The organism is Aquella oligotrophica (genome assembly GCF_002892535.1).
Classification (GTDB): Bacteria; Pseudomonadota; Gammaproteobacteria; order Burkholderiales; family UBA11063; genus Aquella; species Aquella oligotrophica.
Genome location: NZ_CP024847.1, coordinates 301,397 through 326,117, shown reverse-complemented (window position 1 = coordinate 326,117; position 24,721 = coordinate 301,397). Strand labels below are relative to the sequence as shown.

The 24,721-nt window shown below is 35.5% G+C and carries 24 protein-coding genes; 13 read left to right on the top strand and 11 right to left on the bottom strand.

Annotated elements, in window-relative coordinates:
* Positions 1–67 precede the first annotated feature (67 nt).
* From CUN60_RS01500 to metH, 4 genes are all read left to right on the top strand, one after another.
* Entirely contained in the window at positions 68–1,849 is a 1,782-nt protein-coding gene (locus CUN60_RS01500; protein WP_102950332.1) for a lytic polysaccharide monooxygenase, read from the top strand.
* 144 nt (positions 1,850–1,993) lie between these two features.
* Positions 1,994–2,569 carry a peptidylprolyl isomerase gene (locus CUN60_RS01495; protein ID WP_222593281.1) on the top strand — a complete coding sequence of 192 codons (576 nt, stop codon included), beginning with the start codon at positions 1,994–1,996 and terminating at the stop codon, positions 2,567–2,569.
* 41 nt (positions 2,570–2,610) lie between these two features.
* Positions 2,611–2,937 (top strand): divalent-cation tolerance protein CutA, encoded by a 327-nt coding sequence (cutA, locus tag CUN60_RS01490; RefSeq protein ID WP_102950330.1) that lies wholly within the window; start codon positions 2,611–2,613, stop codon positions 2,935–2,937.
* A gap of 14 nt (positions 2,938–2,951) precedes the next feature.
* Positions 2,952–6,629, top strand: coding sequence for a methionine synthase (metH, locus tag CUN60_RS01485; protein WP_102950329.1), 3,678 nt, complete (start codon positions 2,952–2,954; stop codon positions 6,627–6,629).
* Positions 6,630–6,729: 100 nt separating this feature from the next.
* Here metH and CUN60_RS01480 read toward each other — a convergent pair whose 3' ends face one another.
* Positions 6,730–8,760 (bottom strand): hypothetical protein, encoded by a 2,031-nt coding sequence (locus CUN60_RS01480; protein ID WP_102950328.1) that lies wholly within the window; start codon positions 8,758–8,760, stop codon positions 6,730–6,732.
* A gap of 223 nt (positions 8,761–8,983) precedes the next feature.
* On the opposite strand from CUN60_RS01480, the gene CUN60_RS01475 reads away from it, so the two are divergent.
* The 5 genes from CUN60_RS01475 (at position 8,984) to CUN60_RS01455 (ending at position 12,856) form a co-directional block, all read left to right on the top strand.
* Positions 8,984–9,751, top strand: coding sequence for a helix-turn-helix transcriptional regulator (locus tag CUN60_RS01475; RefSeq protein ID WP_102950327.1), 768 nt, complete (start codon positions 8,984–8,986; stop codon positions 9,749–9,751).
* Positions 9,752–9,799: 48 nt separating this feature from the next.
* Positions 9,800–9,997: a tautomerase family protein gene (locus tag CUN60_RS01470; protein WP_102950326.1), complete on the top strand. Its 198-nt coding sequence runs from the start codon at positions 9,800–9,802 to the stop codon at positions 9,995–9,997.
* 43 nt (positions 9,998–10,040) lie between these two features.
* Positions 10,041–10,340, top strand: a complete 300-nt coding sequence (locus CUN60_RS01465; RefSeq protein WP_102950325.1) for a hypothetical protein — start codon at positions 10,041–10,043, stop codon at positions 10,338–10,340.
* A 177-nt stretch (positions 10,341–10,517) separates the two neighbouring features.
* Positions 10,518–12,029, top strand: coding sequence for an ATP-binding protein (locus tag CUN60_RS01460; RefSeq protein WP_102950324.1), 1,512 nt, complete (start codon positions 10,518–10,520; stop codon positions 12,027–12,029).
* Between the two features lie 17 nt (positions 12,030–12,046).
* Positions 12,047–12,856 (top strand): hypothetical protein, encoded by an 810-nt coding sequence (locus CUN60_RS01455; protein WP_102950323.1) that lies wholly within the window; start codon positions 12,047–12,049, stop codon positions 12,854–12,856.
* Positions 12,857–12,861: 5 nt separating this feature from the next.
* On the opposite strand, the gene CUN60_RS01450 is transcribed toward CUN60_RS01455, so the two are convergent.
* Positions 12,862–13,077 carry a helix-turn-helix domain-containing protein gene (locus CUN60_RS01450; protein ID WP_102950322.1) on the bottom strand — a complete coding sequence of 72 codons (216 nt, stop codon included), beginning with the start codon at positions 13,075–13,077 and terminating at the stop codon, positions 12,862–12,864.
* Positions 13,078–13,248: 171 nt separating this feature from the next.
* Here CUN60_RS01450 and CUN60_RS12840 point away from each other — a divergent pair, with 171 nt between their 5' ends.
* On the top strand, positions 13,249–14,346 hold the full coding sequence (locus CUN60_RS12840) for a YncE family protein (RefSeq protein WP_158649238.1): 1,098 nt from the start codon (positions 13,249–13,251) through the stop codon (positions 14,344–14,346).
* Positions 14,347–14,460: 114 nt separating this feature from the next.
* Here CUN60_RS12840 and CUN60_RS01435 read toward each other — a convergent pair whose 3' ends face one another.
* From CUN60_RS01435 to CUN60_RS01425, 3 genes are all read right to left on the bottom strand, one after another.
* Entirely contained in the window at positions 14,461–15,105 is a 645-nt protein-coding gene (locus CUN60_RS01435) for a hypothetical protein (RefSeq protein WP_102950320.1), read from the bottom strand.
* A 469-nt stretch (positions 15,106–15,574) separates the two neighbouring features.
* Entirely contained in the window at positions 15,575–15,763 is a 189-nt protein-coding gene (gene lptM, locus CUN60_RS01430; protein ID WP_102950319.1) for an LPS translocon maturation chaperone LptM, read from the bottom strand.
* A gap of 15 nt (positions 15,764–15,778) precedes the next feature.
* Positions 15,779–16,774, bottom strand: coding sequence for an FAD-binding oxidoreductase (locus tag CUN60_RS01425; RefSeq protein ID WP_102950318.1), 996 nt, complete (start codon positions 16,772–16,774; stop codon positions 15,779–15,781).
* Positions 16,775–16,962: 188 nt separating this feature from the next.
* Between CUN60_RS01425 and gshB the strand changes: the two genes are divergently transcribed.
* Positions 16,963–17,925, top strand: a complete 963-nt coding sequence (gene gshB / locus CUN60_RS01420) for a glutathione synthase (protein ID WP_102950317.1) — start codon at positions 16,963–16,965, stop codon at positions 17,923–17,925.
* Here the strand turns inward: gshB and CUN60_RS01415 are convergent.
* The gene (locus CUN60_RS01415; RefSeq protein ID WP_102950316.1) at positions 17,908–18,408 is read right to left on the bottom strand and encodes a DUF6790 family protein; all 501 of its coding nucleotides are present in this window, start codon (positions 18,406–18,408) and stop codon (positions 17,908–17,910) included. The genes gshB and CUN60_RS01415 overlap by 18 nt on opposite strands.
* Positions 18,409–18,781: 373 nt before the next feature.
* Here CUN60_RS01415 and CUN60_RS01410 point away from each other — a divergent pair, with 373 nt between their 5' ends.
* Positions 18,782–19,780, top strand: a complete 999-nt coding sequence (locus CUN60_RS01410; protein WP_158649237.1) for a beta/alpha barrel domain-containing protein — start codon at positions 18,782–18,784, stop codon at positions 19,778–19,780.
* Positions 19,781–19,800: 20 nt separating this feature from the next.
* On the opposite strand, the gene CUN60_RS01405 is transcribed toward CUN60_RS01410, so the two are convergent.
* The 4 genes from CUN60_RS01405 to CUN60_RS01395 are packed head-to-tail and all read right to left on the bottom strand — an operon-like array spanning position 19,801 to position 23,077.
* Positions 19,801–20,418, bottom strand: coding sequence for a glutathione S-transferase family protein (locus CUN60_RS01405; protein WP_102950314.1), 618 nt, complete (start codon positions 20,416–20,418; stop codon positions 19,801–19,803).
* A 33-nt stretch (positions 20,419–20,451) separates the two neighbouring features.
* On the bottom strand, positions 20,452–21,858 hold the full coding sequence (locus CUN60_RS01400; protein ID WP_158649236.1) for a carotenoid oxygenase family protein: 1,407 nt from the start codon (positions 21,856–21,858) through the stop codon (positions 20,452–20,454).
* Positions 21,744–22,397, bottom strand: coding sequence for a hypothetical protein (locus CUN60_RS12835; protein ID WP_158649235.1), 654 nt, complete (start codon positions 22,395–22,397; stop codon positions 21,744–21,746). The genes CUN60_RS01400 and CUN60_RS12835 overlap by 115 nt, the downstream gene beginning before the upstream one ends.
* Before the next feature lie 11 nt (positions 22,398–22,408).
* On the bottom strand, positions 22,409–23,077 hold the full coding sequence (locus CUN60_RS01395) for an HAD family hydrolase (RefSeq protein WP_102950312.1): 669 nt from the start codon (positions 23,075–23,077) through the stop codon (positions 22,409–22,411).
* Positions 23,078–23,433: 356 nt separating this feature from the next.
* Between CUN60_RS01395 and CUN60_RS01390 the strand changes: the two genes are divergently transcribed.
* The gene (locus CUN60_RS01390; RefSeq protein ID WP_102950311.1) at positions 23,434–23,628 is read left to right on the top strand and encodes a hypothetical protein; all 195 of its coding nucleotides are present in this window, start codon (positions 23,434–23,436) and stop codon (positions 23,626–23,628) included.
* Between the two features lie 156 nt (positions 23,629–23,784).
* Here the strand turns inward: CUN60_RS01390 and CUN60_RS01385 are convergent, their stop codons facing one another.
* Positions 23,785–24,339 (bottom strand): outer membrane beta-barrel protein, encoded by a 555-nt coding sequence (locus CUN60_RS01385; RefSeq protein WP_102950310.1) that lies wholly within the window; start codon positions 24,337–24,339, stop codon positions 23,785–23,787.
* Between the last annotated feature and the right edge of the window lie 382 nt (positions 24,340–24,721).

Sequence of the window (24,721 nt, the reverse complement as noted above, 5' to 3'; positions counted from 1 at the left end):
ATACTGTGGATAAAAACTAAAACACTAAAATAAACAACTAAAATATAAAATAACGAGGGAGTGAATAATGAAAAAAAGAATCATAGCGGTATGTGTATCATCAGCAATAAGCACGCAAGTTTTTGCGCATGGCTGGCAAACATTACCCTTAACCCGAGTAGATTATCTATACCAAACTGATCGTGGAGCTGTTGGATATGAACCACAATCAGTTGCTAGTAACCTCATAGCTGGCGGTAGTTCTACTTATGCGCAAATAACTGGGTTTAGTGGCGGACCACTAGGCTTCTTCAAGAAAAATCATGCGATACAAAACGGTAATCTATGCTCAAATGGACACGCAGCATGGTCAAGACTCCTTGAGCCACTTCCTGCTAATAAAATAACTAAAGTAAGTAATGGACAAACAGTAAATTTTGCGTGGACGAAAACGGCAGCGCACACGCCAAGTAATCACTTTACTTTTATTACCAATTATAAAGCTGGCGAGTATAACCCAACACCAAGCTGGCAAGACCTACATTATCTATCAGGTTGTGATGCGGCTGGAACCAGTAAGGGAACGGATAATTACAATTGTAAATTACAGCTTGCCAATCAACAATTACAAGGCAAACAGGTAATTGTCAGTATCTGGCAACGTGTTGATCCGGTCGGGGAAAACTTTGTTTCATGTGCAGATGTCGAATTTGATGGAGGTGGAGTAGTAGTTACACCTAGCTGGAATGCAATTGATAGCAAGTCATGGATTTCTTCAATCAGTCAGCCTAAGGCAAATGAGCTAGTAACGTTCAAGCTAACTAAAAATAATAGCGTAATTGCAAGCTACTCCCTATCAATAACTGCGAATAACCTTTCAAAATGGGATAGCATCCTTGCTGCAAAAGTTAATAATGATACTAGCTTAAACGCCTTGGCTGCCATTGGTGTACTAAACACAACTACTGGCGCAGTTACTTATGATGAAGCAAATCAAAGCAAAGATTATGTTTACATCAATAAGGGTGTCGCGGAATCAAATGCGGTTTATGGCTATACTTTAACTAAACAAAATGATCCAAATCCGGTAACAGTCTCATGGTCAGCAGTTGGCTATAAATTGACAGACTGGTTACAAACAGTTAAGGCTGGTGACAAATTAAGTTTTGCACTTAACAAGAATGGTGTAGAAACAGATACGATTAGTAATATTAGTGTTACTAGCGTAGCCAATGCTGAACAAAACCTAGCTACTGCAATCAATAATTACACTTTCAAAAATAGTGTCCAGGTGAAAGCTGGTATATTAAGTAATGGTACAGTTGTCTTTAATAGTGGTGGTCAGAATCAGGTATATGTCTATAAATCATCGGATAGCACAGATGAATGGTCATATGTAGTCAGAAATACCCCGGCAAGTAGTGAATGTAGCACAGTATCAACATGGAGTAGTACCAGTGTATATACAGCCGGTAATCAGGTTTCTTATGACGGCGTAATTTATAAAGCCAGATGGTGGACTAGTGGAAACAATCCTGCCGAAAATAATGGGGTTGACGGTTCTGGTAAAGTTTGGGGTGTAGTTAGTAATTGCTCTGGGACTACCCCAACGCCCACTCCTACCCCAACACCTAGTCCGACTCCGGCGCCAACTCCAACGCCTACACCAAGCCCTACACCAGCCCCAGGTAACTACCCAGTATATCCGAGTGGAACAGGCTCCTATGCTGCTGGCAGTATTGTTCAAGGAGCTGATGGTAACATTTATGAATGTAAACCATGGCCTTATACTGCATGGTGTAATGGTGCTAGTTGGGCATATGCACCAGGAACTGGTTCAGCATGGCAATCAGCATGGACAAAACGCTAAGAAATATTTAGCTCAACTCTTAAATACCGGATTAATTAGTCCGGTATTTTTTATTGAAAATAAATAATTCAAACTTGTTATAATCTGTAGTTAAAATTAAATTGTCTTAAATATCCAAACTCATTTATTAAGAAAGAAATGCATATGAATAAATATCTTACAATGCTGATTGCTACTTCAGCGATACTAAGTGCAAATAGCTATGCAGCTCCTGCAAGTAAACCAGTTCAAGCTTGCCTTACTACTAATTATGGGAAAATAGAGCTACAATTAGATCAGGCTAAAGCTCCTCTATCTGTGGCTAATTTCGATCAATATGTAGAATCTGGGTTCTATAAAAATAAGATTTTCCATCGTGTAATTCCTAATTTCATGATTCAAGGTGGTGGTTTTGATAAAGATATGAATCAGGCTGCAACCAGAGCGCCAATCAAGAATGAAGCTAATAATGGTCTTAAAAATGATAAATATACCATTGCTATGGCACGTACTAATGATCCAGATTCAGCAACTGCACAATTTTTTATCAATGTTAAAGATAATGATTTTCTAAATTACACTCCAAGTAACCCAGGCTATGCAGTTTTTGGTAAAGTTACTAAAGGTCAGGATGTAGTTGATAAAATTGCTTCGGTTAAAACTGGCTCAAAAGGAATGTATCAGGATGTACCAAATAGCCCAGTTACGATTACCAATGCCACATTAAGTGCATGTAAATAAAAGTTGGGTTATCACCCAGCTTTTTTTGATTAAATTTAGATATGAATGGTTTTTTACTAGTACTGTGTAATACCCCAAATAAAGAAACAGCGCATAAGCTAGCCAAACTTTTACTAGTAGAAAAGCTCTGCGCCTGTGTCAACATTCTGCCGCAAGTTGAATCACTATATCTTTGGGATAATAAACTTGAAGAAACAACTGAAGTTAGCATGCTAATTAAAACCACTAAAGATTGTTATCCAGAACTCGAAAAAGCAATAAAAGAAAATCACCCATATGATGTCCCAGAAATTATTACTCTGGATATTGCAGCAGGATTACCGGAGTATTTAGGCTGGATAAATCAATCAACCACAAAGTTACAATAAATAAGGATTAATCAGTGCATCAATCACCAATAATAAATGAATTAAAGCAAATCTTAAATCAACGCATTGTTTATCTTGATGGTGCAATGGGTACCATGATCCAAAGCTATAAGTTGACTGAAGCTGACTTTCGTGGTGAACAGTTTTTAAATCACTCGCATGACCTAAAAGGCAATAATGATCTACTAGTACTAACCCGCCCGGAAATAATTAAGGAAATTCATAAGAATTATCTATTAGCTGGTAGTGATATTATTGAAACTAATACTTTTTCGGCTAATCGAATCTCACAAAAGGATTATGGGCTTGAAAATCTGGTAACTGAAATCAATACTGCTGCGGTTAAAGTAGCCCGTGAAGCTTGTGATGAGGTAATGGCAGAAAACCCAGCGCGTAGATGTTATGTAGCTGGCGCAATTGGTCCAACTAATGTGACGCTCTCGATTTCACCGGATGTTAATCGTCCCGAATTTCGTACCCATACCTTTAATCAATTAAAAGAAGTTTACTATCAGCAAACTCGCGCATTAATCGATGCTGGTGCAGATATTTTATTACCTGAGACTTCTTTTGATACATTAAATATGAAAGCCTGTCTGGCAGCTATCCAGCAAGTAGAAAGAGAAAATGACTGTAAATACCCGGTGATAATTTCGGTTACCATTACCGATCTATCAGGTAGAACCTTATCCGGGCAAACTATCGAAGCTTTTTGGTATTCAGTTGCTCATGCTAAGCCACTTGCTGTTGGAATAAACTGTGCACTAGGTGCTAAAGATATGGCTCCATATGTAGCCGCTTTAGCTAAAGTCTGTGATTGCTATGTCAGCTGCTACCCCAATGCAGGCTTACCAAACCCATTAGCACCAACAGGTTATGATGAAACTCCAGAAATGACATCCGAATATGTTTACGATATTGCTAAACATGGCGTACTGAATATCCTAGGTGGCTGCTGTGGAACAACGCCAGAACATATTGCCGCCATTGTTGCCAGAACCAAAGCCTGTGAAGCACATAAATTAAATACCCCAGCGAGTTATACAACATTGTCTGGCTTAGAGCCATTGATAATCAATAATAGCGAAATCCATCAATTCTATATGGTGGGTGAGCGAACCAATGTTGCTGGTTCACCAAAATTTGCCCGACTAGTGCGTGAAGGCAATTTTAGTGAGGCATTGGAAATTGCCAAACAGCAGGTACAAAATGGGGCTAATGCAATTGATATTAACTTTGATGATGGTATGCTGGATGCTATCGAATGTATGACCAAATTCCTCAACCTAGTAGCTTGTGAGCCAGAAATTTGCCGGGTACCGATTATGATTGACTCGTCAAAATTTGAGGTAATCGAAGCCGGCTTGCAATGTGTACAAGGTAAAGCAATTGTAAATTCAATTTCACTAAAAGAGGGCGAAACAGAGTTTCTACGTCAAGCCAAGATTATCCAAAGCTATGGTGCAGCTGTTGTTATTATGGCTTTTGATGAAGAAGGACAGGCAGTTAGTCAGGAGCATAAGGTAGCAATTAGTCAAAGAGCTTATAATTTACTCATCAAAGAATTAGACTTTAATCCAGCCGATATTATTTTTGATGTAAATATCCTGACCGTTGCAACCGGAATCGAGGAACATAATAGTTATGGTGTGAGCTTTATCGAGGCAGTTCGCGAAATTAAACAAACCTGTCCGCATGCGCTAACTTCTGGAGGTGTTTCCAATCTGTCTTTCTCGTTTCGTGGTAATAATGTAGTTCGGGAAGCGATGCATGCGGTATTTTTATATCATGCAATCAAAGCTGGTCTGGATATGGGGATTGTCAATGCCGGAATGCTAACCATTTATGATGAAATTGATCCGCCACTACGTGAAGCATGTGAGCGGGTGATTCTAAATCTGGATGATAGCGCAACTGAGGATTTGCTTGACTTGGCAGAAAAGTATAAAGGGCAAGCCACCGAAACGGTACAGATTGATGCATGGCGAAGTGATCCACTTGAGGAGCGGATTAGTCATGCTTTAGTAAAAGGTATTGATACTTATATTATCGAGGATACTGCCGAAGCACTCACCAAATATGGCACTCCACTGAATGTAATTGAACAGCCGCTAATGAATGGCATGAAAATTGTTGGACAACTCTTTGGCGATGGTAAGATGTTTTTGCCACAAGTAGTTAAATCCGCACGAGTGATGAAACGAGCAGTTGCCTATCTTGAGCCGTTTATGGAAGAGATTGCCAAAGCTAGTGAAGCCGGGGTGCAGGAGAAAAAAACTATCATCATGGCAACAGTCAAGGGTGATGTTCATGATATTGGTAAAAATATTGTGTCACTCGTACTACGTTGTAATGGTTATGAAGTGGTTGATCTCGGCGTAATGGTAAGCTGTCAGGCAATCATGGATGCGGCGCGTAAACATAATGCGGTAATTATCGGCATGAGTGGACTGATTACCCCATCACTGGATGAGATGATTTATAATGCCCAGCAATTTGAAGAAAATGGCTTTACCATTCCGGTACTTATCGGCGGAGCAACTACTTCTAAACTCCACACTGCTGTGAAAATCATGCAGCATTATAGCGGTGCAATTGTCCACATCAATGATGCTTCCCTTGTTGCCGAAGCCTGTAGCAAACTACTTAATCCAGCAACTTATGATAGCTACATTAACGATGTGCGTGCGCAATATGCCAAACTTCGGGATGATCATTATACTTTGCAGCGTAAGACCGAATTACCCTCATTTGCTGAAGCATGCAATAAAAAATACCGTTGTGATTGGTCGCAAACAGATATTGCAATTCCCAAACAATTAGGCGTACATCCAGTTAGTATTGAGCTAGCAGAGATTGCTGAGTATATCGATTGGTCGCCTTTATTCTGGGCTTGGGGCTTTAAAGGCACGTATCCGAAAATCATGGATAATGAAAAATATGGTACTGAATGCCATAAAATCTACGATGATGCGCAAAAAATGCTTTCAACAATTATTACTAATCGACTATTTGAGCCAAAAGCAGTAATCGGCTGGTGGCAGGCAAACAGTATTGATCAGGATGTAATCCTTTATAATACAGATAGTAGCATAGCTGATAAATTATGTTTCCTCCGTCAGCAAAACGATAAGGAAGTAAATTATTCGCTGGCAGATTATATTGCCCCTTTTGATTCTGGCTATAAAGACTATCTCGGTGCGTTTGTCGTAACTATGCATGATGTTGAAAAATTAGCTGATCAATACGAAAAGGCTAATGATGATTATCATGCAATCATGGCAAAAGTGCTGGGCGATCGACTAGTTGAAGCATTAGCTGAATGCCTGCATAAAAAAATGCGTGAATATTGTGGTTACGGAATTGGTGAAAATCTATCCAATGAAGATTTGATTTATGAGCGTTATCGTGGTATTCGCCCCGCACCCGGTTATCCTGCTTGCCCAGAACATACTGAGAAAGCCAAAATTTGGCAGCTACTTGATGCCGAAACCCACACGGGTGCAAAACTTACTGAAAATTTTGCCATGTATCCGGCTAGTAGTGTGTCTGGTTATTACTTCAATCATCAGGAATCAAAATATTTTGCAATTGGTAAGATCTCACGTGATCAGGTTGAAGATTATGCTACTCGTAAACAAATGCCAATTGAAGAAGCTGAGAAATGGTTAGCCCCAAATCTTGGTTATTAACGCTAGCAGTCTTTCCTTTCTATTAACATCGTTTATATCAACGAGTATATTAAAAAAGCATCAGATAAATTCTGATGCTTTTTCCGAAAATTATTATTAATTATTGTATTTTTGAATAATTTTCTGTCGTATATACCGGAGTTGGCGTTGAGCTAGTGATGTTCCACAAACCAATTCCATTTAATCCCCAATCATAAGGCTTATCATTTAATTCATTTTCTTTAAATATTAAGCCACTAATTTGAAGATAATTTCCACTATTAAAGGTAATATTCTTATTATCCACTCTTAATGAATTATTCCCAACTCCATGAATTCCAAATTCGGTCTTAACAGAATCATTATTATTATAATGATAGGCAATCATATTTACACAGAAAGCTTTCCCATTTGCCAGTCCTAGATAGCTGGTATTATAAGTATCCATATCAGGTTTTTTAACCCAGTTAACTTTATGTAACCCAGCCTTGATCTCAGCTGAATAAGTACCTCTAACCCTCGTCCAATCTTTAGAGGGTAAACCAGTATCCTTTTTATCTGTAGCATCTTTTACTGGGTATATAAAGACATTGGTATCAGCTTTAATTCCAAATTCCTGATAAAATCTAGCACCTTCACGGCTTACGTACTTATTATCAGCCAAATCAACAACATTTCTATTGCGCCCAATATCATTTCCACTAGCACATAATTTATTTACATCATCAGAATTCAAGTCAGTGGCAGTATTTCCGGTTTGATCTGCGGTTTTTAGCTGCTGCGATTGTTGATCAAAATAAATTCCAGAGACGGCATAACGTTTAATAACTCCACCTGACATGACATATGGGATATCAATTGAGGTATTAATATAAGTAGCTTCGTGGCGTTGCGAATCATACTTAACCACGCATCTTGCACCTAGTGTGGCTACTCCGGCATTATTACCAGAAGATCGATTTACTTCATTAAATGTAAGGTTATTTATAATGCAGCTTCCCGGATGAATAGTTCCCTGATTATTAAGCACAAAAGTATTTTTATCTAGTAAAGGACGCTCAGAATTAAAAACCACATTAACAAAACTATATAGTTCAGCATCATTTATTGGTGAAAAATTAGTTTTAATTTCGCTAGTTAGCTGAGCAAAGAGTCGGTTATAGGTTTCATTTAATACTAGCACTGCCTGTTTAAAGCCCTCAAACCCAGTTGCCTTGACATCATGTAAATCAAGATTACTTAACTGAATGTTAGCACCACTAGCATAACGATAAGCAAGTTGAGCTAGCTGGATGTTATAAAGTTTCTGGTATGAGCCAAATATCTTGCTTTGGTATAATAAAATTTGACCGTTAAAATCGTGAATTTTAGCCATAAAATCAGGATGCGCTGCAATATTCACAAGAGCATTAAGATAATTTTGTTTTCCCTTATTTAGCTTAACCATTATTTCCCCACTACCACCACTACTTTTAAAATTCGTGCTAAAGGCATTGAATAAATCAGAAGAAGTTCCCACCTTGCTAGTTCTATAATTAATCATGGCATCAAGTGCGAGCAAGGTATCTTTACTTTTCCCTTGTTGTTGTGCATACGCATAGAGCTTTTCAAGTTGTCCAGAAGTTATAGAGTTCCCAAATACCCGTTGCGTTGCAAGATTACTATATTTACTTGTAACCTCGTTGGCTAGATTGTCAATTTTTGATAAACCGTTTGCCCAATCATTCATCATATTACTAGCATAAAACTGTGACAGTGTAGTCGCTGTTGTTTCAGAAATTCCGATTGCAGTTTCAAGATTGGTATAAATTTTATCCAATTTTTTATTCATCTGCTCTAGCGTCTCAAGCGTTTGATCTTTTTGCTCACCAAAAATCGCAGTGATTATTCCATCAATTGCAAAATTTGAGATAAATTTTAAAGGACCAAAAGGCAAATCAAGAGCTGCACTGGCAATTCCTTTAGCAACATAGTCAACAGTTTCTCTAGCATCCGTAGGTAAACCATTTTTCGAAGCAACATTGCTTTCAGTATGAGCACTTTCAGATGTAACCGAAGCATTATTAGCCCCTCCCACATTACTTGGCATACATGCAGTTAATGAAGTAGACCCGATAATCATTAGTGAGCAGATTAATTTATTCAGTTTCATAATGTTTCCCTTGTTTACAATTAAACTCTAGCGATTTGCTATAGGAGTTATTTTATTGGTTTGCCATTTTTTCTGGTATCGTCAAATTTGACTAGGTACTTCACCTTGACGAATACAACCGATAACTAATAGGTTATTTTTAGATTTTGCTGAATTAGTCGCTTAAAATGAAAAATTTGAAGTATAATATAAAGTATTACAAATCATTTGAGGGGGCATATTTATGCAACAATTAACCGCCATTGAAAGACGGGATTATATAAATAATGTCTTGATCCCATGGTTTAAGCCATTAATTGAACAGCCGATATATTCATGTATTTATAATGACAATCTAGAAGTAGTAATTTGTACCCAAAAATCGGCACAGGGCTTAGGCTTCTCACAGTGGGAAGAAGTCGTGGGGCTTGGCTACAAACAATCAAGTGAATTAGCGAGAAAGATTTGTGGCGATAAGTACACCGACGAGAATCAACAGGAAATTATCAAATACGCACAGCTGATACTAGATTTACAGGCAAAAGTCTTTCAGGAACGGCAAGTTGTCACATTTTTTGACTTACTTCCATATAATAGTACATTCCAATCACATATCGTTATTTACACCCCAATTTTTCATCCCAATGGCGAAGTAGTCGCGCTTCAAAGTTTCTCGCATGAATCAAAGTTTTTTGGTTTTCAGGAGCACTTTTTTAAAATGGCAAGTGAACCTCTTGCAAAAGAATATCCGCTACATAAAGATTTGTCAAGACGGGAACAGGAAATAATGTTTTTACTGGCAAACGGACTTTCACAAGAACAAATTGCAAAAACGCTTAGCTTAAGTCGAAGTACTATCGCATCAATAATCGCAAATCAGCTAAGTGAGAAATTTAATATACCGGGAGCAAATACTCAATTATTGAGTAAAATAGCTATTGAGGCGGGTTATTTTCAGTACATTCCAGAATCATTATATCGCCCGTTTGTTGTCTCGCTACTACCAGAATAAGTAACTCTAATAACTGGGATACTAATATTAACTTTTAAGGATAAAACTATGCCATACATTAATCTGCAAATAACCAAAGGTGCGACTAAAGATCAGAAAAAGCAAATTGTTGCCGAATTTAGCCAAACACTGGTTAATGTCTTGGGTAAGAAGCCGGAACATATCCATATAGTGATACAGGAGATCGAGCTAGATGACTGGGGTTATGCCGGGCAGCTAACTAGTGAACTACGGAAAACGGAATAAAGCTATCGACTAATTATATTTGCGCTAAAAGGATTAAGAAACTATGACTAAACAGGTAAAATTTTACACTAAAGATGTTGCTGGGAATATTATCCCAATAGAAACCAACAAAATTTATGCTGAATTTTCAACTGGCGAAACCCTCACTATCGAAGTTCCTAAAGAGCATAAAATTAATGATCTAGTATTACGCAGCTATTATGGCAATGATGAGTTATCTAGTCCTAAACCGGGCGAAAAATGGATAAGCTCACGGATAGTAATTGCACCGGGCGCAACAAATGTAGTCGGTATCTCGGTGGTTACTGAGGAGGTAACCTGTTGTGATGATAAACCGAAATGATAAAGCAAATTTACGAAATGCCATATTCCCACGATCTAGTAAGCAAGTATTATAATTCATAAATTAAATTTTTATGAATTTTATTAAAAAATGCGCTATAAGCAAGTTAGTATGAGTTATAATGAAATAGATAACCAAATATCATGAACATCCACAAGTAATTATTGGTAATATATTATGATTAAGAGAATAAGCTCCATTCTATTTATTTTTTGCATTAACTTTGCTTGGTCTGTAACGATAGAAAGCAATAGCAATAATCAGAAAATAATATCATCAACTCCTAAATTAACGGTGGCGAAAACTAAAATACAACAAGCAACACCAATCCTTAATAGCTACAAATATGACCTCAAATTTACTTTCTTAAATCCAACGCCACCAAATGAAGCAATAAAGACTGATTTATTAAACTTAATTAAATCTGTATTTAATAACGTTTTTTATTTTTGGGGTATTTTCTCATTCCTAACATTAGCTACTTTATATTTTCTACGTGATTGTCAAAGCAGAAAATTGATAGATAAAATCCGGTTAAGTCAGTTAAACAATGAAAAAGCAGGCTTTATATACAAATCACTTCTTGAATCTAAAAATAGTATTGTTTTACTTAACGGTAAATGGGGTGCTGGCAAAACTACTTTTATTAAAGAAAATCTGATTAATTGCCAATTATCCCAGTCAGTCCCTTTTGTATATCTAAACTGTTCTGAATTTGAAAACTATCGTAACCTAGTTGAACATATAATTATAGAAAGCCAACCAAACAGTTTAATAAAATTTTTGTTTAAAATAAATCTTATTTCCCTATTAATAAAACTATCTTCAGTTACCCTGAAAGATTTTATTTGGTCTGGCAGAGTGATAATTTTTGATGATGTTGAACGGATTGTCAAATTAAATAATATCCATGTAGAGGCTATAATCAGCTTAATCTTCTACCTACAGGAACATAAAAAATGTAAAATTATTTTGACAGCGAATGAAGATGAATTAGCTGAGAATAAAGCTTTTGCAAGTCTGAGGGAAAAGATTATTTGTGATACCTATAATATTTCTAAGAAATTTGATGTAATATATCCTGACATAATTCGTGAAATACTAAGTAATGATCAAAATCAAGAAATAGAAGCAATCTTACAAGCAAATGATAAAAATGATAATATTAAAGCAGGAATAAAATTCATTTATGATATTACTTCTAATATCAGAATAATTAAACATCAAATCAATAACATAATCAAAGGACTAAAATGGTGGAATGAAAAATCTTTTGCAGAAGAGTATCGCCCTAAATACGTCAAACATCTCTTTGGTAAAGATGGATATTATACTGAATTATTTTATTTATATATCAAAAACCCTCATTATTTGGATATGCTTGCTAAATTAGGATGCGTATATCTGGAAATAAAAAAATCTAAAAAAATAGAAACTATTCAAAATAACAATTATATTTCACCTTATCCAAAGAATAGTATTCATGATTTAATTGCGCAATTAAATTTTCCTAATTCAAATAATGAGTTACAAGGAAATGAAAAATCTGAAAAACAGGAAGCCTACGTTAATAAATATACACAGGAAAGAATTGATGAATTATTTAATGACATGCTGACCATTTTTGATTTTGGACTAGTTAGTAAAACCCTTATTACTGACAAATTTGGTAATGAAGACTTTCTTTAAAAGACTTTAGCAACAGAATGTTGTACAAAATAGCAGAAGATCAAGATGCAGCACAGCTGTCTTTGAAAGCTGTTACTATTATCAAAGAGCTGTTTGAGTCTAAAGATAAAGGCAATTTACTTGATTTTATTGAGCATTACTTTATACTTGAAGAGGAGCTAAATGATCTTATGATAAATAAAATCATAATAAATGCAAACCAAACAGAGAAAAATAGTAATCAAAACATAACAGAAAAAGACTTCACAGAAAATCTAACAAATTATATAGCCTACTATCAAGATAAATCAAAATTTAAAATTCCACAGAAATCTTGTTTAGGCTATGTAGTACTCAATACTTTAATTTTAAGATATTTAATTAACTCATCACCTTCTGATATTGAATTAATAAAAAAGATGATTAGAGATAGGTTGAAAGATTCATATAAATATGATAACCTCTTAGCTTGGCTCAAAAATAATATAAAAAATAATGAAAAATATTTTGATAATTTATTGAAGCTGTTTGACGAAATTTCTAAAGATTTAAGTGATAATTCAGAATTATTAGAACATTTTTATAATCTTTATTTTAATTTTGCAAAAAAAATTGATTCAGAGATTAACTTTACTCAAAAAGAAAAAATTATTGATAATCTAATTCGTCTTATTGATTTTAATAAGCCGGAAACAGCAGCGTCAAAGATTACTCAGATATATGATAAATACAACTCAATAAGTTTAAAATTGTTAAGAAACAAAATTCAGCCGTTAAATCATAGTCAATTGAAAAACCACTTAGCTACAGATTTGCAAGAACTTCTATTTGATAAAAAACCAGATTAAAAGATTCATGATAGGAATTCTAAGTCTGAAAATGTAAGCTGGAGTTCTTTCAATAGTTTATTCAAGGTCGAAAATTTTAAATCAATTTCTGCACGCTCGATTCTACCCAAAGTATTAACATTAATCTGACAACGCCAAGCTAACTCTTCCTGAGTAATGCTTTTCTTCATCCTAGTTAATTTTATAAATTGCCCTAATTTAACACTTATATCATCAGCCATTATTATATTTCTTGAGAGATATTATATAGCTAATAAATGTAACCATATTATCAATCAATATCAAAACACTAAAATGGTGAATACAATTATATTTAAAATGTTATTAACCATTAAAATGGTGTAAAATAATATCTGTACCAATTATAAGACAAATAATAAGAGAAGAAAATTATGAATACTCGATTCCTATACATAACCACAATTTCAACTATAATACTACTAGCTTGTAATGGCGGTAGTAATAACCAAAGTTCGGCTCCAGCACCAACTCCAAACCCATCACCTACACCAACTCCGGTTCCTACCCCTGCACCCGCACCAGTACCGAGCCCAGTCTCGCCGACGCCTAGTCCAACACCACCATCGATGGCTACATATTCATATATGATTTCATCAAATGGTAGGGCTACAACAACAAAAATGAACTCAGATGGAAGCTTTACTAATGAATATAATTGGAGTACTTTTTTTGATTTACCAACCGCAATTACCTTTATCAATGGATATGCATATGTAGTTAATTCTGCTAATAGCGGCAGTTTGTTGATAAATTCCGTTTCACGATGCAATACGAATGGGCCAATGCATACACTCTCAGGATGTGAAACCGTTGCCAATGGATTTAACTGGCCACATGGGCTAGCCTTTACTAAAGATTATAACTATGCTTATATTACCAATATAAATAATAGCACTACTTCTTTAAACAGTGGCTATATTTCAAAATGTAGAGTAAATAAATTAACTGCTTCTTTAGAAGAATGTTCTACCACTGCCACCGGGTTCAATTTCCCATGGAATATCACCACCGTAGAAAACAACGCATATATTAGTAGTCCATATACGCGTTCATCATATACTAACACTGGTTCAATTTCAAAATGTCAAATCAACACTAATGGAAATTTAATCCAGTGCGCAAATCTCCTAAGCAATCTTAATCAGTCCACAGGTATTTCTATTTATAATAACTACCTCTATTATACAAGTATAGTTAATAATTCAACGGGAGAAGGAAAGATAACCTCTTGCCAGATTCTGGGAGATGGTTCTTTAAATGCATGTAAAACGGCAGTAAGTAATCTCTATACGCCAATAAATATTGTCTTCAACAATAATCACGCATACATAATAACAAATAAAAACAATTTGTATCCCAGTATTTATATTTGTGACGTGAATATTGACCAAACACTATCCAATTGTAGTGGTTTTTCATCGTCGGATCAATATCAGGCAATCGCTTTTAAACAAATAATCGGATTATAAAGGTATAACAAATACCTATTTAAATAATACTTTCACCTAGTTTATACGCAAAAGCCCGATCATACAATCGGGCAAATATTCTCTAAAGAGCAATAATCATCATAGCGTAAGCTATTAATTCCAAAGATAAAGATATTCAGGATTTGCTTCCAAATTATCGCTTAGCGTACCATTATTATTTACTATTTTTAACCAGCCATTATCAGTTTTACCCGGTACAATTGGATTATTATTGATATGTACAAAGTGAATTCCCTGACTAGCTGGAGATTGGGCATTCGGTGTCTGAGTGTAGGTAATCCCACAAGCTTCTATTGTAGTTCCCGGGGTTAATGTATTTAGCGGATTTGGTACTTCCTGCAATGGCTGTGCCTGGTCATAGCCTGTAGCAAAGACATTATCAGCTGCAATATCATAAAGACTTTTACTACCAGCCTCAGCTAATGGCAGTACCAGTATATGGGTATGTGATAACTCTACACCCTGCATAATATCATTACTACTTTCATACCATGGAGTATCAGTAACTACACCAACTAACAATTTACCACCATTAGCAGTACAGCTCGCTGCATCAGTTTCAAATCCGGCAGGTACGACCGGAGTTGGTGTTGCTGGCGTAGATTCAACAGCAGCTATTGTATCTGTTGTCATTGGATGGTTTTGCTGATTAAATCCTTGGTTACCAACATTATTATTACATGCAACTAAAGTTAAAACTGAAGTAAGAAGAATCGTGATTTGTGCGAATTTTTTCATATGAAACCCCTTGAGTTAAAATTTATTTTTTGCTTACACCGATATTTTACTAAACCAACACCTGTGTGTAAATAACCAATGTCACACATATATTTGTGTAATTTTGCACATATGAAAATTTTTATGATAGATAAAGCCAAAGGGGAACTACCAGACTTCTTTTATAACGTATTCTTTTATACTTAGGCAGGAAAAATTCCCTTTCATATCTGAAGCAACCATGATAAACAGACGTATAGATTATTGCATTTAGCTCAGGTTTAAAGTATAATTCTGTAATAATATAAGAGGAAAGCAATCATGAGTGATTTAATTTATGCAGCCATCTATGGCTCAGTGGTTCTGGTATTATTTGGCGTAACGGGAACTTTTCTATACTTAGCCCAAAAACAAAAATAAGACAATACCAAGCTAGAAGATAATAATAAACCCGGTAAAACTTTACCGGGTTTATTATTTCTAGTCCACATCATGATTCTTTATTTTTGTTATTAATTGCTGATTCAGCCACTGCTGGGGTAGATTCAGCTTTTATTGGAACCGAAGTAGCTGCCGATGGCGGATTATTATTTTTCTTAGGTAAATACAATGGTCCTTTATAACCACAGGCAACTAAAATACCAAGCGAAGAAATTATAACAACAAATAAACGTATCATATACTAATATTAAAGTCAAATACTGTCAGGAGAAGGCGTAAAAGCATCAGAATAGAAATCTGTCTTACCCAATTGCAATTGTGAGCGGGCAACAACATAAAGATTTTCTATCATCGCAACATTTCCGCAGGCGTATATTTCATAGTCACTAAGATCTGTAAAATTCTCCACAATATAATCTGTAACCATACCAGTATAATATTCAGAATGATTACCTTCATTTATACATAGTTTAGCTGTGAAGTTCAATTCTTTTGCCCACTTTTCAAGGAATTCAGTATGATAAAAATCTTCAGCTGTATAATTACCCCAAATCAACTCTATCGGTCGTTGATTGTTAGTAGCTACCATATACTCCAAAATTGATTTTATCGGAGCAAAGCCAGTACCAGTACAGACCATCATTATTTTCTTGTCGCTATTTTTCAGTGTAAAGCTGCCTAGAGGTCCGGTGAAACGCAATATCTGCCCGACTTTTAACTCATTCCATACAGCTTCGGAGAATGCCCCACCTGGGCGAAACCGAATGTGCAATTCTACGCCCCCAGATTCGCTTGGGCTATTAGCCAAAGAATAGCTGCGGTTTTTACCGTTATACATAATATCAATGTATTGTCCGGCATAAAAATTAAACTGCTGATTAGCTGGTAGCTTTAATTTTAAAATCGCAACGGTACCAATTTTATCAATAGCTTCAATTTTTGCAGGCAAGGTACGGATTGGAAAGCCATTAACAAACCCAGGCAGATCTATAATAATATCGCTTTCTGCATGAGACTTACATAATAAAGTATAACCTTCAGCAATTTCTTCATCGGTCAATACTGCTTTATTATATTCAGCTAGACTTATTTCGCCACTAGTTATTTTGCATTTACATGCAGCACACGCACCATTTTTACAGCCATGTGGAAAATTAACCTTAGCCGCCAATGCTGCATCTAAAATAAAATCCTCTGCTTCTGCATTAAACTCAATATTGCTGGGAGTAATTGTTACTTTGAACCCCATTTTAAATACCTTACAAAATTAATAGACTATTGCCGATATTTTAGCATAATTTAATACATTCAACCTGAGCATTGATTTATGTTTTGAATCAATCAGAGCTTTTGCGCTATAATACAACTTTCCAATAACCATAAAATACAGAATAAAATGGACTTCTGTATTAATATAATTTTAAATTGATTAATAATATGCCAAAACTACTTATCATTTCCGACCCAATAGACAAGTTTAATATCAATGGTGATACAACCTATCTCCTCATGTTAACGGCAAAAGATCTTGGCTATGAAATTTATAATTGTCAACCGAAAGAATTATTTCTGGAAAATAATAAGCCCTATGCAAGCGTCAGAACCTTAGAAATAAATCATGGTACAAGTTTAATTCACAGCACATTAGACTGGGTAAATGTAATTGAGGCTAATGAGCATGTGAATTTACAGAACTTCGATATTATCATGGTACGCAATGACCCACCATTTGATATGGAATATTATTACCTAACCCAAATACTTGAATTTGCAGAAAAAGCTGGTGTTAAAGTGGTAAATCCTGCTGCATGTCTGCGTAATTTCAATGAAAAACTAGCTATCCTTAACTTTCCGGAGTTGATCACTCCAACACTAGTTAGTAGAGATAAAAAAGTTATTTTTGACTTCATTGCCAAATATGGTAATTGTGTTGCAAAACCAATAGATATGATGGCAGGACGGGGCGTATTTAAAATTAGTCCAGAAGATCCCAATCAGGCAGCAATTTTAGAAAACCTTACTGACTACTACTCTCAAAGCATAATGGTGCAGAAATTTATCCCCGAAGTAGTACTCGGAGACAAACGAATATTTATCGTTAATGGAAAAATCATTGATTACTGTCTATACCGGATACCTCAAAATGGTCAAATTCGCGGCAATCTGGCTGTTGGTGGCAGAGGAGAAGTACACCGACTTGTCGAAAGTGACTATGAAATAGCTATGCCAGTTGCAAAATGGTTATCGGCACACAATATCTCTTTTGTGGGAATAGATGTAATTGGCAAATGCCTGACTGAAATAAATATAACCAGCCCAACAGGAGCCCAGCAAATCTTTCGTGATACAGGAATCAATGTTACCCGTATCCTACTGGAAGGATTAGCTAAAATAAATTAAATCTTTTCTTACCTGAGTATAATTTAAAGCTAATAAAACCAGTAACGTTAATGGTATCAGAATATCGCTAATTAGAATTGTGCCAGCATTTCCCGGGTTATAATTGTGCAAGAGAATAATTTGCCTAATATGCCCAAATGCTGCGCCCCATAAGAAAATAGCTGTAGCAGTAGTGACTGCAGCACGATAACTCCAAGAGGCAAATGCCGCAATTATTCCTGTAACCCCTAATGCAAGATTAGCAAGCCCAACTTCAAATTCAAAGGAATTAGCCTGCCAACCAATCTGCTGTGAGGCAATGGCCGGGAAAAAAGCATGCATAATAAAGCCCCAAACCCCAGATAATCCTACTGCCATAAAAAGCATTAGTGTAAACAAGCGCTTATGGGTTTGCCCACCACTGAATAATGACAATACAATAGCGGAAATATACATTATGATCGGAAAATTTTCGAGAAAAAGCTTAATTGTCTGTTCAAGCATGATAACCTCCATGCCATTTACTTCAGGACTTTGAGTAGATAAATTCCAAATTGACAATGTTATTTTATGTAAATTTGAAACTTATTGATAAACATATTGTATAATAATTGAAGCAACTTAGTTAAATTATTGATTATTTTATGTAAATTTATATTTATTTAATTCAAAAAATTTATAACATGTAACTGTTTAATATTGAACTATAATTATTTTTTAACATACGTGTAAATTTACAACATATACTATGGAAAAACCCTTGTTTAATCTGCCCGCGTATTATTATTCCCGATTCTATCACTGTTTATTACCTATATTATCCAAATTACCTGTATCCCAGCAAATCAAAATTGCTTCGCGCGGACGTTTGTTTTTTATGCAACAATTTAGTAAACAGAAATTTATACAAACCGATACATTCTCCGAGAATAATCGGTTAAGCAAAACATTATGGGGAATTAAATTTCGCACACCATTAGGTAATTCGGCAGGCATGTTTAAAAACGGTGAAGGTTACGACACAGTTGCCAAATTAGGTGCTGGATTCTACATCGGTGGTACATCGACAGCTAACCCTCGAAATGGTAATAGTAAGAATGGCATTGACTTACCATTTATTAGCCTGCCAAAATCTGGTGCAGCAATCAACTGGCTTGGATTACCTAATCTCGGTGATGATAAACTACATAAAAAAATCATCACAGAGAGTAAGCTCGCTGATTGTCCAATTGGTTGGAGCGTAATGCGTTCACCAGATTACGCTGAAAGCGAAGGAATCGAGCATTTAATAAATAGTCTCTGGCTTTATCATGACAACCCACAAATTGATTTTCTTGAATTAAATGAAAGCTGTCCAAATATAAAAGCTGGCGGCGGAAATATAATTCCCAGAATAGAGCAAATTAGTATTGCTTTCCTACAAAAAAGACAGCGTAAATTACCGATTATTTTGAAAATCTCGAATGATATTGATGAGAATGCCTTAGTCGAAATCATTCATAGTGCAATCAATTTAGGTTTTGATGGGATAAATCTTGGAAATACATCAACAAACTATGTGGATTTAAGACACTGGATTGATTTAGATGATCGTAAATTATTTGATTATTTTACCCAAACGTTTGGTGGTGGAGTAAGCGGTAAAGTCTTAGGTAATAACTCCCTAACTTTATGTGCAACGGCGGTAAATGAAGTTAGGAGAATTAAGCCGCAGCAAGAATTTCACGTTATTCGTAGTGGTGGCATTAACTCCCCAGAAGATATAGTAGCGTCAGAAAAAATCGGTGTCTCATTAAACCAATGGTACACCGGATTCTTTGATAACTATACTCGATATGGTAATAATGTTTACAAAAATTTATATGCAGGCAAATAACTCTAAATAGTGTGAATGAGTTATGCCTTCGGTATTAATTCATCATCAAGTTTTTGTGCACGTAAATAAGCCGGACGTTGACTGATTCGCTCCCAATACTCTACAAATTCTGAACGTTTCTCTATCATGCCAAATTGCATTCCCCATCCAATACTTAACCCGACATAAACATCAGCAGCAGTGAATCTGTTACCAGCTATATATGGGTTATCCATAAGTGCCTTAGAAAGAGCATTTAGGGTAATCTCAAAATTCCCAAAGCCAAGCATTCCTTGTTTTTCAGCAGGGATATTGATATCCAATCCTTTTAATGCAGTAGCTTGCTCCAGTGGACCAGCCGCAAAAAATAACCAGCGATAATAATTCCCCTTCTCTTCAGGTAGCGGTGCCAAACCTGCATCAGGAAAGGTTTCCGCTAGATAAGTACATATTGCAGCACTTTCGGTTACAACCTCTTCTCCATACTGAATAGCCGGGACTTTACCCATTGGATTAATAGCAAGGTATTCTGGAGACTTCATTGCAGCACCATACTCAATCACCTTAGTTTCATAATTAATACCCAATTCTTCAAGCATCCAGCGGACAATCCGACCTCGAGACCTTGGATTTGTATAAAACACCAATTTCTTTGACATAATTTTCTCCAATAAAAATTCAAGTAGAATAATCTATTTTGCAGCTATCCAGCTACCATGCAAACCATGTGGTACTCTCCGTGGCAATTTAACTCTAGCAATTTCCTGCATATTTTTTGCATTTAAAACTACGAAATCACTACAATCGCTAGATTTACAATAAACAAATAATACCAAATAACCATCATCTTCATCATTCGAGCTATCTCTCGCGGTGACAAACGTTGCCTCGCCAATCTCAGTATCAGCTCCAAAATCCGTATAGATAAACTTATTATTAACCAGATCATATTTTATCAGCAAATTAAATCCACCTGCATTATCAGGTTTCTTAGCAACCAGATAAGCAAACTGATACTTTTGTGCACAATAATCAAGATTATAACTAGGAAATTCAACTATCAGACTATCACACAAACATTTATGCTGATAGTGTAAAGTTTCAAGATCAATACTTCCACGATATAATGCTGGTGGTATGTTATTTTCATTTAATGCTGGATTTAAATTTAATTTCTTATGTAACACCATATCAAAGATGATCTTATTATCTTCCTCATAGGCATTAACAAAGTGATAAACAAAGAAACTTGGAATGTTTTCTATTCTGGAGATAGAATAATCACTGCGCTTAACTAAAATAATAGTTACTGACTTATCTGGATAAAAGGCAAAGAACGGCTCGGAACCATCATTCCCCGCAACATTAAAAATTGCTGGCATATCAAAGATAATGATATAGTTTTCAGTAATTAGAAAATCATGAATCATGGTATTCTGAGGCTTCTCAACATCGACCGATTTTATTAGCTGGTAATCTTGATTAAACTCATAGAGCGTCAGAGGAACTCCATAAGTATTGTAAATAAACATATAAATTTGCCCGGTCTTAGGGTCTACCCGGTGATGCGCATTCACATTAAATGGCGAATCTCTACCATCGGGCTGGAATTCGCCGATAGTTGCAAGGTTATTATCTAAAAGGTATGCTGGCGTTGTCTCATACAAAGCAAGTAAATTATTGCCCCACTTTACTATATGAATGCTAGCACTACTTTTACCTGTCTCATCAGTTTTTACATATTTGGGATCAGGAGGGATCGGTAATGCAATGCCACCATAAAGTGCTTTACCAGCCTTCAATTCTGCTTGTAACCCATTCGTCTTGACAAATGCATTCTTATAGCTAACTTTGCCATCTTTAATGCTAATTCGATGTATCATACCATCACCATCAATTGGATAAGTATAAGTATATGGAGTAAAGTATGGGTTTGGTCCATTACGTAAATATTGACCATTTAACTGTGTAGGAATTTCTCCTATCACCTGAGGATCATGAAGTTCAACCTCATCAAGTACTGGCTTATGCCCACCTTCCAAATACGGAGAATTAACTGGGGGTAATTTACGGACATTGGACCAAAAATTCCAGCCCATAATCCAGCCCTGCATTTTTTTATTAAGGAAGAAAGCCAATCCAAGACAAGCTGTATTGAAAACATACCCCAAAACCACGAATTAGCATAAATTTTCTCGGGGATAAATACGGAGGGCAATGCAGAAACTGTCATCATTATTGCCCACATAAGAGTCAGATAATAATTGGTTTTAATAAATAACGGACTTTTCCAAAAAGCGACCTCAACTTCTTCCCTAGCATACTGCAATGTAAAGGGACGTTTCATAATTAAAGACAACCAGACTATTATAGCCAATGCAAGATTAATCACGGCTGCCGGATGAGTTATAGCCCAAGGGAAAAAATCAAAAATACCATTTAATGCAACCAAGATAAAATAAATCGCTGAAGCTAATGGTAACCAAAATCCTTTTTTTAATTGATGCCAGTCAAGAATAACCATCGTTGCTAATGCAGCCAAAGATGCCTCAATTATTTCTTTTGTCGTTGATGCATATAACTCTGAAAATACCACCCATGGAATAAAGCCAAATAATACGGCCAATTTTTTATGCATTCTTTACCCCTCTAAAAAAAGTAGTGTTTTTCGAGATTTATAAGCCAATCATTTTGAGTTAATAAACAGGTATGATCAGGATTATGCTTACTACTTGGTTCCCCTATTCCAACGATATTTAATCCAGCAGCCCTAGCTGCCGTTATTCCAGAACCGCTATCCTCAAATGCAAGGGCTTTATCTGAGTCAACCTCATGCAATCGAATTGCATTCAGATATAAAGATGGATCTGGTTTTCCATATTGAACGCTATCACGACTAAATAAGTAACGACATTTATCTCTGATTTTTAGGGTACTAACCGTATGTTCTACCAATTTACTAGGAGAATTACTCACTATACTTTGGGAAATACCTTTCTGATGAAAATACTCAAATAACTTCAATGACTGAGCGATGCCATGATCAGTGGTGATTCGTTCAATTACATAATTAACCGCCAATTGTTCCCACTCTTTAAATATATGTGATTCAACCTTTTGTTCCTCAGTTTCAAAAAGCAATGAAAATACAGTTTCATTACTTAAACCAGTTGGGTCAATCCTAATTGAGCTAACAACTAATGGATACTTGCTAACAATCATTTTTGTAGCATACTCTGAAGATTCATTATGAAGAGCTTCACTATCGACAAGTGTTCCATCCATATCCCAAAAAATTGCAGATATCTTTTTTCTCATACACTCTTTCTTCTTAAATTCAGAAATTCAGGATTAACCCGATTAATATCAAGCCAATGCACATCAAAAGAAACATTGATCCATAACAATATGATAAATATTATCGCTTACCAAAAAATTGATACAAATACAGCAAGTTATTATAGCTTAATTTGTAGATAAAGACAGGTTTCAATAAATCATTTCCCCTTATCGTGAGTTGCAAATTATCTTCCTAAAAAACCCAAAGAACACCCAAATGCTGACTTTTAGGGCGATAGTTTTAATTTAAATTTCTTATTAATCTGCGTATTTGCAATTAATAATCTGCTATGATAGAATTACGAATTAGATAATTGTAAAAAGATATATAGAAGATGAAAAGATTTATTATGATGCTTAGTTTATTAGGTGGGTATGCCTATGATATACAAGCAGATGAAATTAACAGTCCAACGGTTAATTCAAGATTAGCCTCAAGCTCTGAATTTCCCGAAGAAAACTCTTTCAATAATGATGGCAAGGGTATTAATAGTAGTAAGCCAAAAACACAAAAAAATAACAATAACTAAAAGTTATTACCTACCCTGATAAATAATCCCACCACCTACATTCTAAAGCTATAAAAAAACAATCATAATTTTAGTTTAATATATGTTTTAAGACATAAAATGAAAAAAGACCACTCTGAAGGAGAAGTGATCTTTTTATAAAATAAACCTGGTTTATTAGAAACCGAATTTAACACCACCTTGAATGTTTCCGCTAGAGAAAGCAGTGCTACCAGTAGCGCCCCAATATTCAAGAGAAAGAGCCCACTGTTTAGACAAATTCCACTCAGCACCCATACCATATAAAGCGCCTAAGTTTTGAACAGAGATTGCAGTTCCGCTAGGATTATTATCATAACCAGCGATACCAATACGACCATAAAGATCAAAAGTTTCACCTAGAGGAATAGTACCACGTACAGCAAAATCAGTCAAACCATATTGAGCAACACCAAATGGAACGCTAGAACCAGCTGGAGTAGCACCACCATAGTTAATCCATGCATTAGTGTAACCAACTTCAAGACCAAGGTAACGATTAACGTTCACACCGAAGTTAGCACCAAGGAAATAACCACCACTTTGACCTACTGTACCGTTAGATGCACCAGTGCTGCTGCTGTATGAAGTATTCATACCAATGTTACCAGTAAGGTAAACTGCATTATCAGCGTTACCTGCGAAAGCAGCAAAAGAAGCCAAACCTAATATCGCGCCTAAAATTTTTTTCATAATTCTATTTCCTTTTTGTATTTTGTTCAGACTAATTTATACAATTAGACAACCATTCATTTTTGCTTTGTTTGCCACATCCCTTGCTGTGACTTGACAATAATAGCCAAAAACTACAATTGCCGTTTCCTCTGACGATATTATAAAATAATCACTGACTTAAAACCAAGTCTAGCCATCAAATCTACTGACACTTCATAAATATTTTTTTAAATTTAAATAAATAAATTGAATCAAATTAGTATATTACACAACAAAAACTCGCTGTTGCGTTTTACTACATAATAGCGCAGTTTATTAATCAAATAGCCAATACTTCATGCTTTCCAACCGTTTTCGCCACCATTAAACCATAAAAGCTCTTAGCTAAAACGGCTCCAGA

Excerpts from the sequence above, each read along its gene's own strand:
- CUN60_RS01500 (WP_102950332.1), top strand. The coding sequence starts at position 68 with ATGAAAAAAAGAATCATAGCGGTATGTGTATCATCAGCAATAAGCACG.
- gshB (WP_102950317.1), top strand. The coding sequence starts at position 16,963 with ATGCCAAAACTACTTATCATTTCCGACCCAATAGACAAGTTTAATATC.
- CUN60_RS01425 (WP_102950318.1), bottom strand. The coding sequence starts at position 16,774 with ATGGGGTTCAAAGTAACAATTACTCCCAGCAATATTGAGTTTAATGCA.
- CUN60_RS01410 (WP_158649237.1), top strand. The coding sequence starts at position 18,782 with ATGCAACAATTTAGTAAACAGAAATTTATACAAACCGATACATTCTCC.
- CUN60_RS01390 (WP_102950311.1), top strand. The coding sequence starts at position 23,434 with ATGAAAAGATTTATTATGATGCTTAGTTTATTAGGTGGGTATGCCTAT.
- CUN60_RS01450 (WP_102950322.1), bottom strand. The coding sequence starts at position 13,077 with ATGGCTGATGATATAAGTGTTAAATTAGGGCAATTTATAAAATTAACT.
- CUN60_RS01400 (WP_158649236.1), bottom strand. The coding sequence starts at position 21,858 with ATGGGCTGGAATTTTTGGTCCAATGTCCGTAAATTACCCCCAGTTAAT.
- CUN60_RS12840 (WP_158649238.1), top strand. The coding sequence starts at position 13,249 with ATGAATACTCGATTCCTATACATAACCACAATTTCAACTATAATACTA.
- CUN60_RS01480 (WP_102950328.1), bottom strand. The coding sequence starts at position 8,760 with ATGAAACTGAATAAATTAATCTGCTCACTAATGATTATCGGGTCTACT.
- CUN60_RS01415 (WP_102950316.1), bottom strand. The coding sequence starts at position 18,408 with ATGCTTGAACAGACAATTAAGCTTTTTCTCGAAAATTTTCCGATCATA.
- CUN60_RS01495 (WP_222593281.1), top strand. The coding sequence starts at position 1,994 with ATGAATAAATATCTTACAATGCTGATTGCTACTTCAGCGATACTAAGT.
- CUN60_RS01465 (WP_102950325.1), top strand. The coding sequence starts at position 10,041 with ATGACTAAACAGGTAAAATTTTACACTAAAGATGTTGCTGGGAATATT.
- CUN60_RS01385 (WP_102950310.1), bottom strand. The coding sequence starts at position 24,339 with ATGAAAAAAATTTTAGGCGCGATATTAGGTTTGGCTTCTTTTGCTGCT.
- CUN60_RS01435 (WP_102950320.1), bottom strand. The coding sequence starts at position 15,105 with ATGAAAAAATTCGCACAAATCACGATTCTTCTTACTTCAGTTTTAACT.
- cutA (WP_102950330.1), top strand. The coding sequence starts at position 2,611 with ATGAATGGTTTTTTACTAGTACTGTGTAATACCCCAAATAAAGAAACA.
- lptM (WP_102950319.1), bottom strand. The coding sequence starts at position 15,763 with ATGATACGTTTATTTGTTGTTATAATTTCTTCGCTTGGTATTTTAGTT.
- CUN60_RS01405 (WP_102950314.1), bottom strand. The coding sequence starts at position 20,418 with ATGTCAAAGAAATTGGTGTTTTATACAAATCCAAGGTCTCGAGGTCGG.
- CUN60_RS01470 (WP_102950326.1), top strand. The coding sequence starts at position 9,800 with ATGCCATACATTAATCTGCAAATAACCAAAGGTGCGACTAAAGATCAG.
- CUN60_RS12835 (WP_158649235.1), bottom strand. The coding sequence starts at position 22,397 with ATGCATAAAAAATTGGCCGTATTATTTGGCTTTATTCCATGGGTGGTA.
- CUN60_RS01460 (WP_102950324.1), top strand. The coding sequence starts at position 10,518 with ATGATTAAGAGAATAAGCTCCATTCTATTTATTTTTTGCATTAACTTT.
- CUN60_RS01395 (WP_102950312.1), bottom strand. The coding sequence starts at position 23,077 with ATGAGAAAAAAGATATCTGCAATTTTTTGGGATATGGATGGAACACTT.
- CUN60_RS01475 (WP_102950327.1), top strand. The coding sequence starts at position 8,984 with ATGCAACAATTAACCGCCATTGAAAGACGGGATTATATAAATAATGTC.
- CUN60_RS01455 (WP_102950323.1), top strand. The coding sequence starts at position 12,047 with ATGTTGTACAAAATAGCAGAAGATCAAGATGCAGCACAGCTGTCTTTG.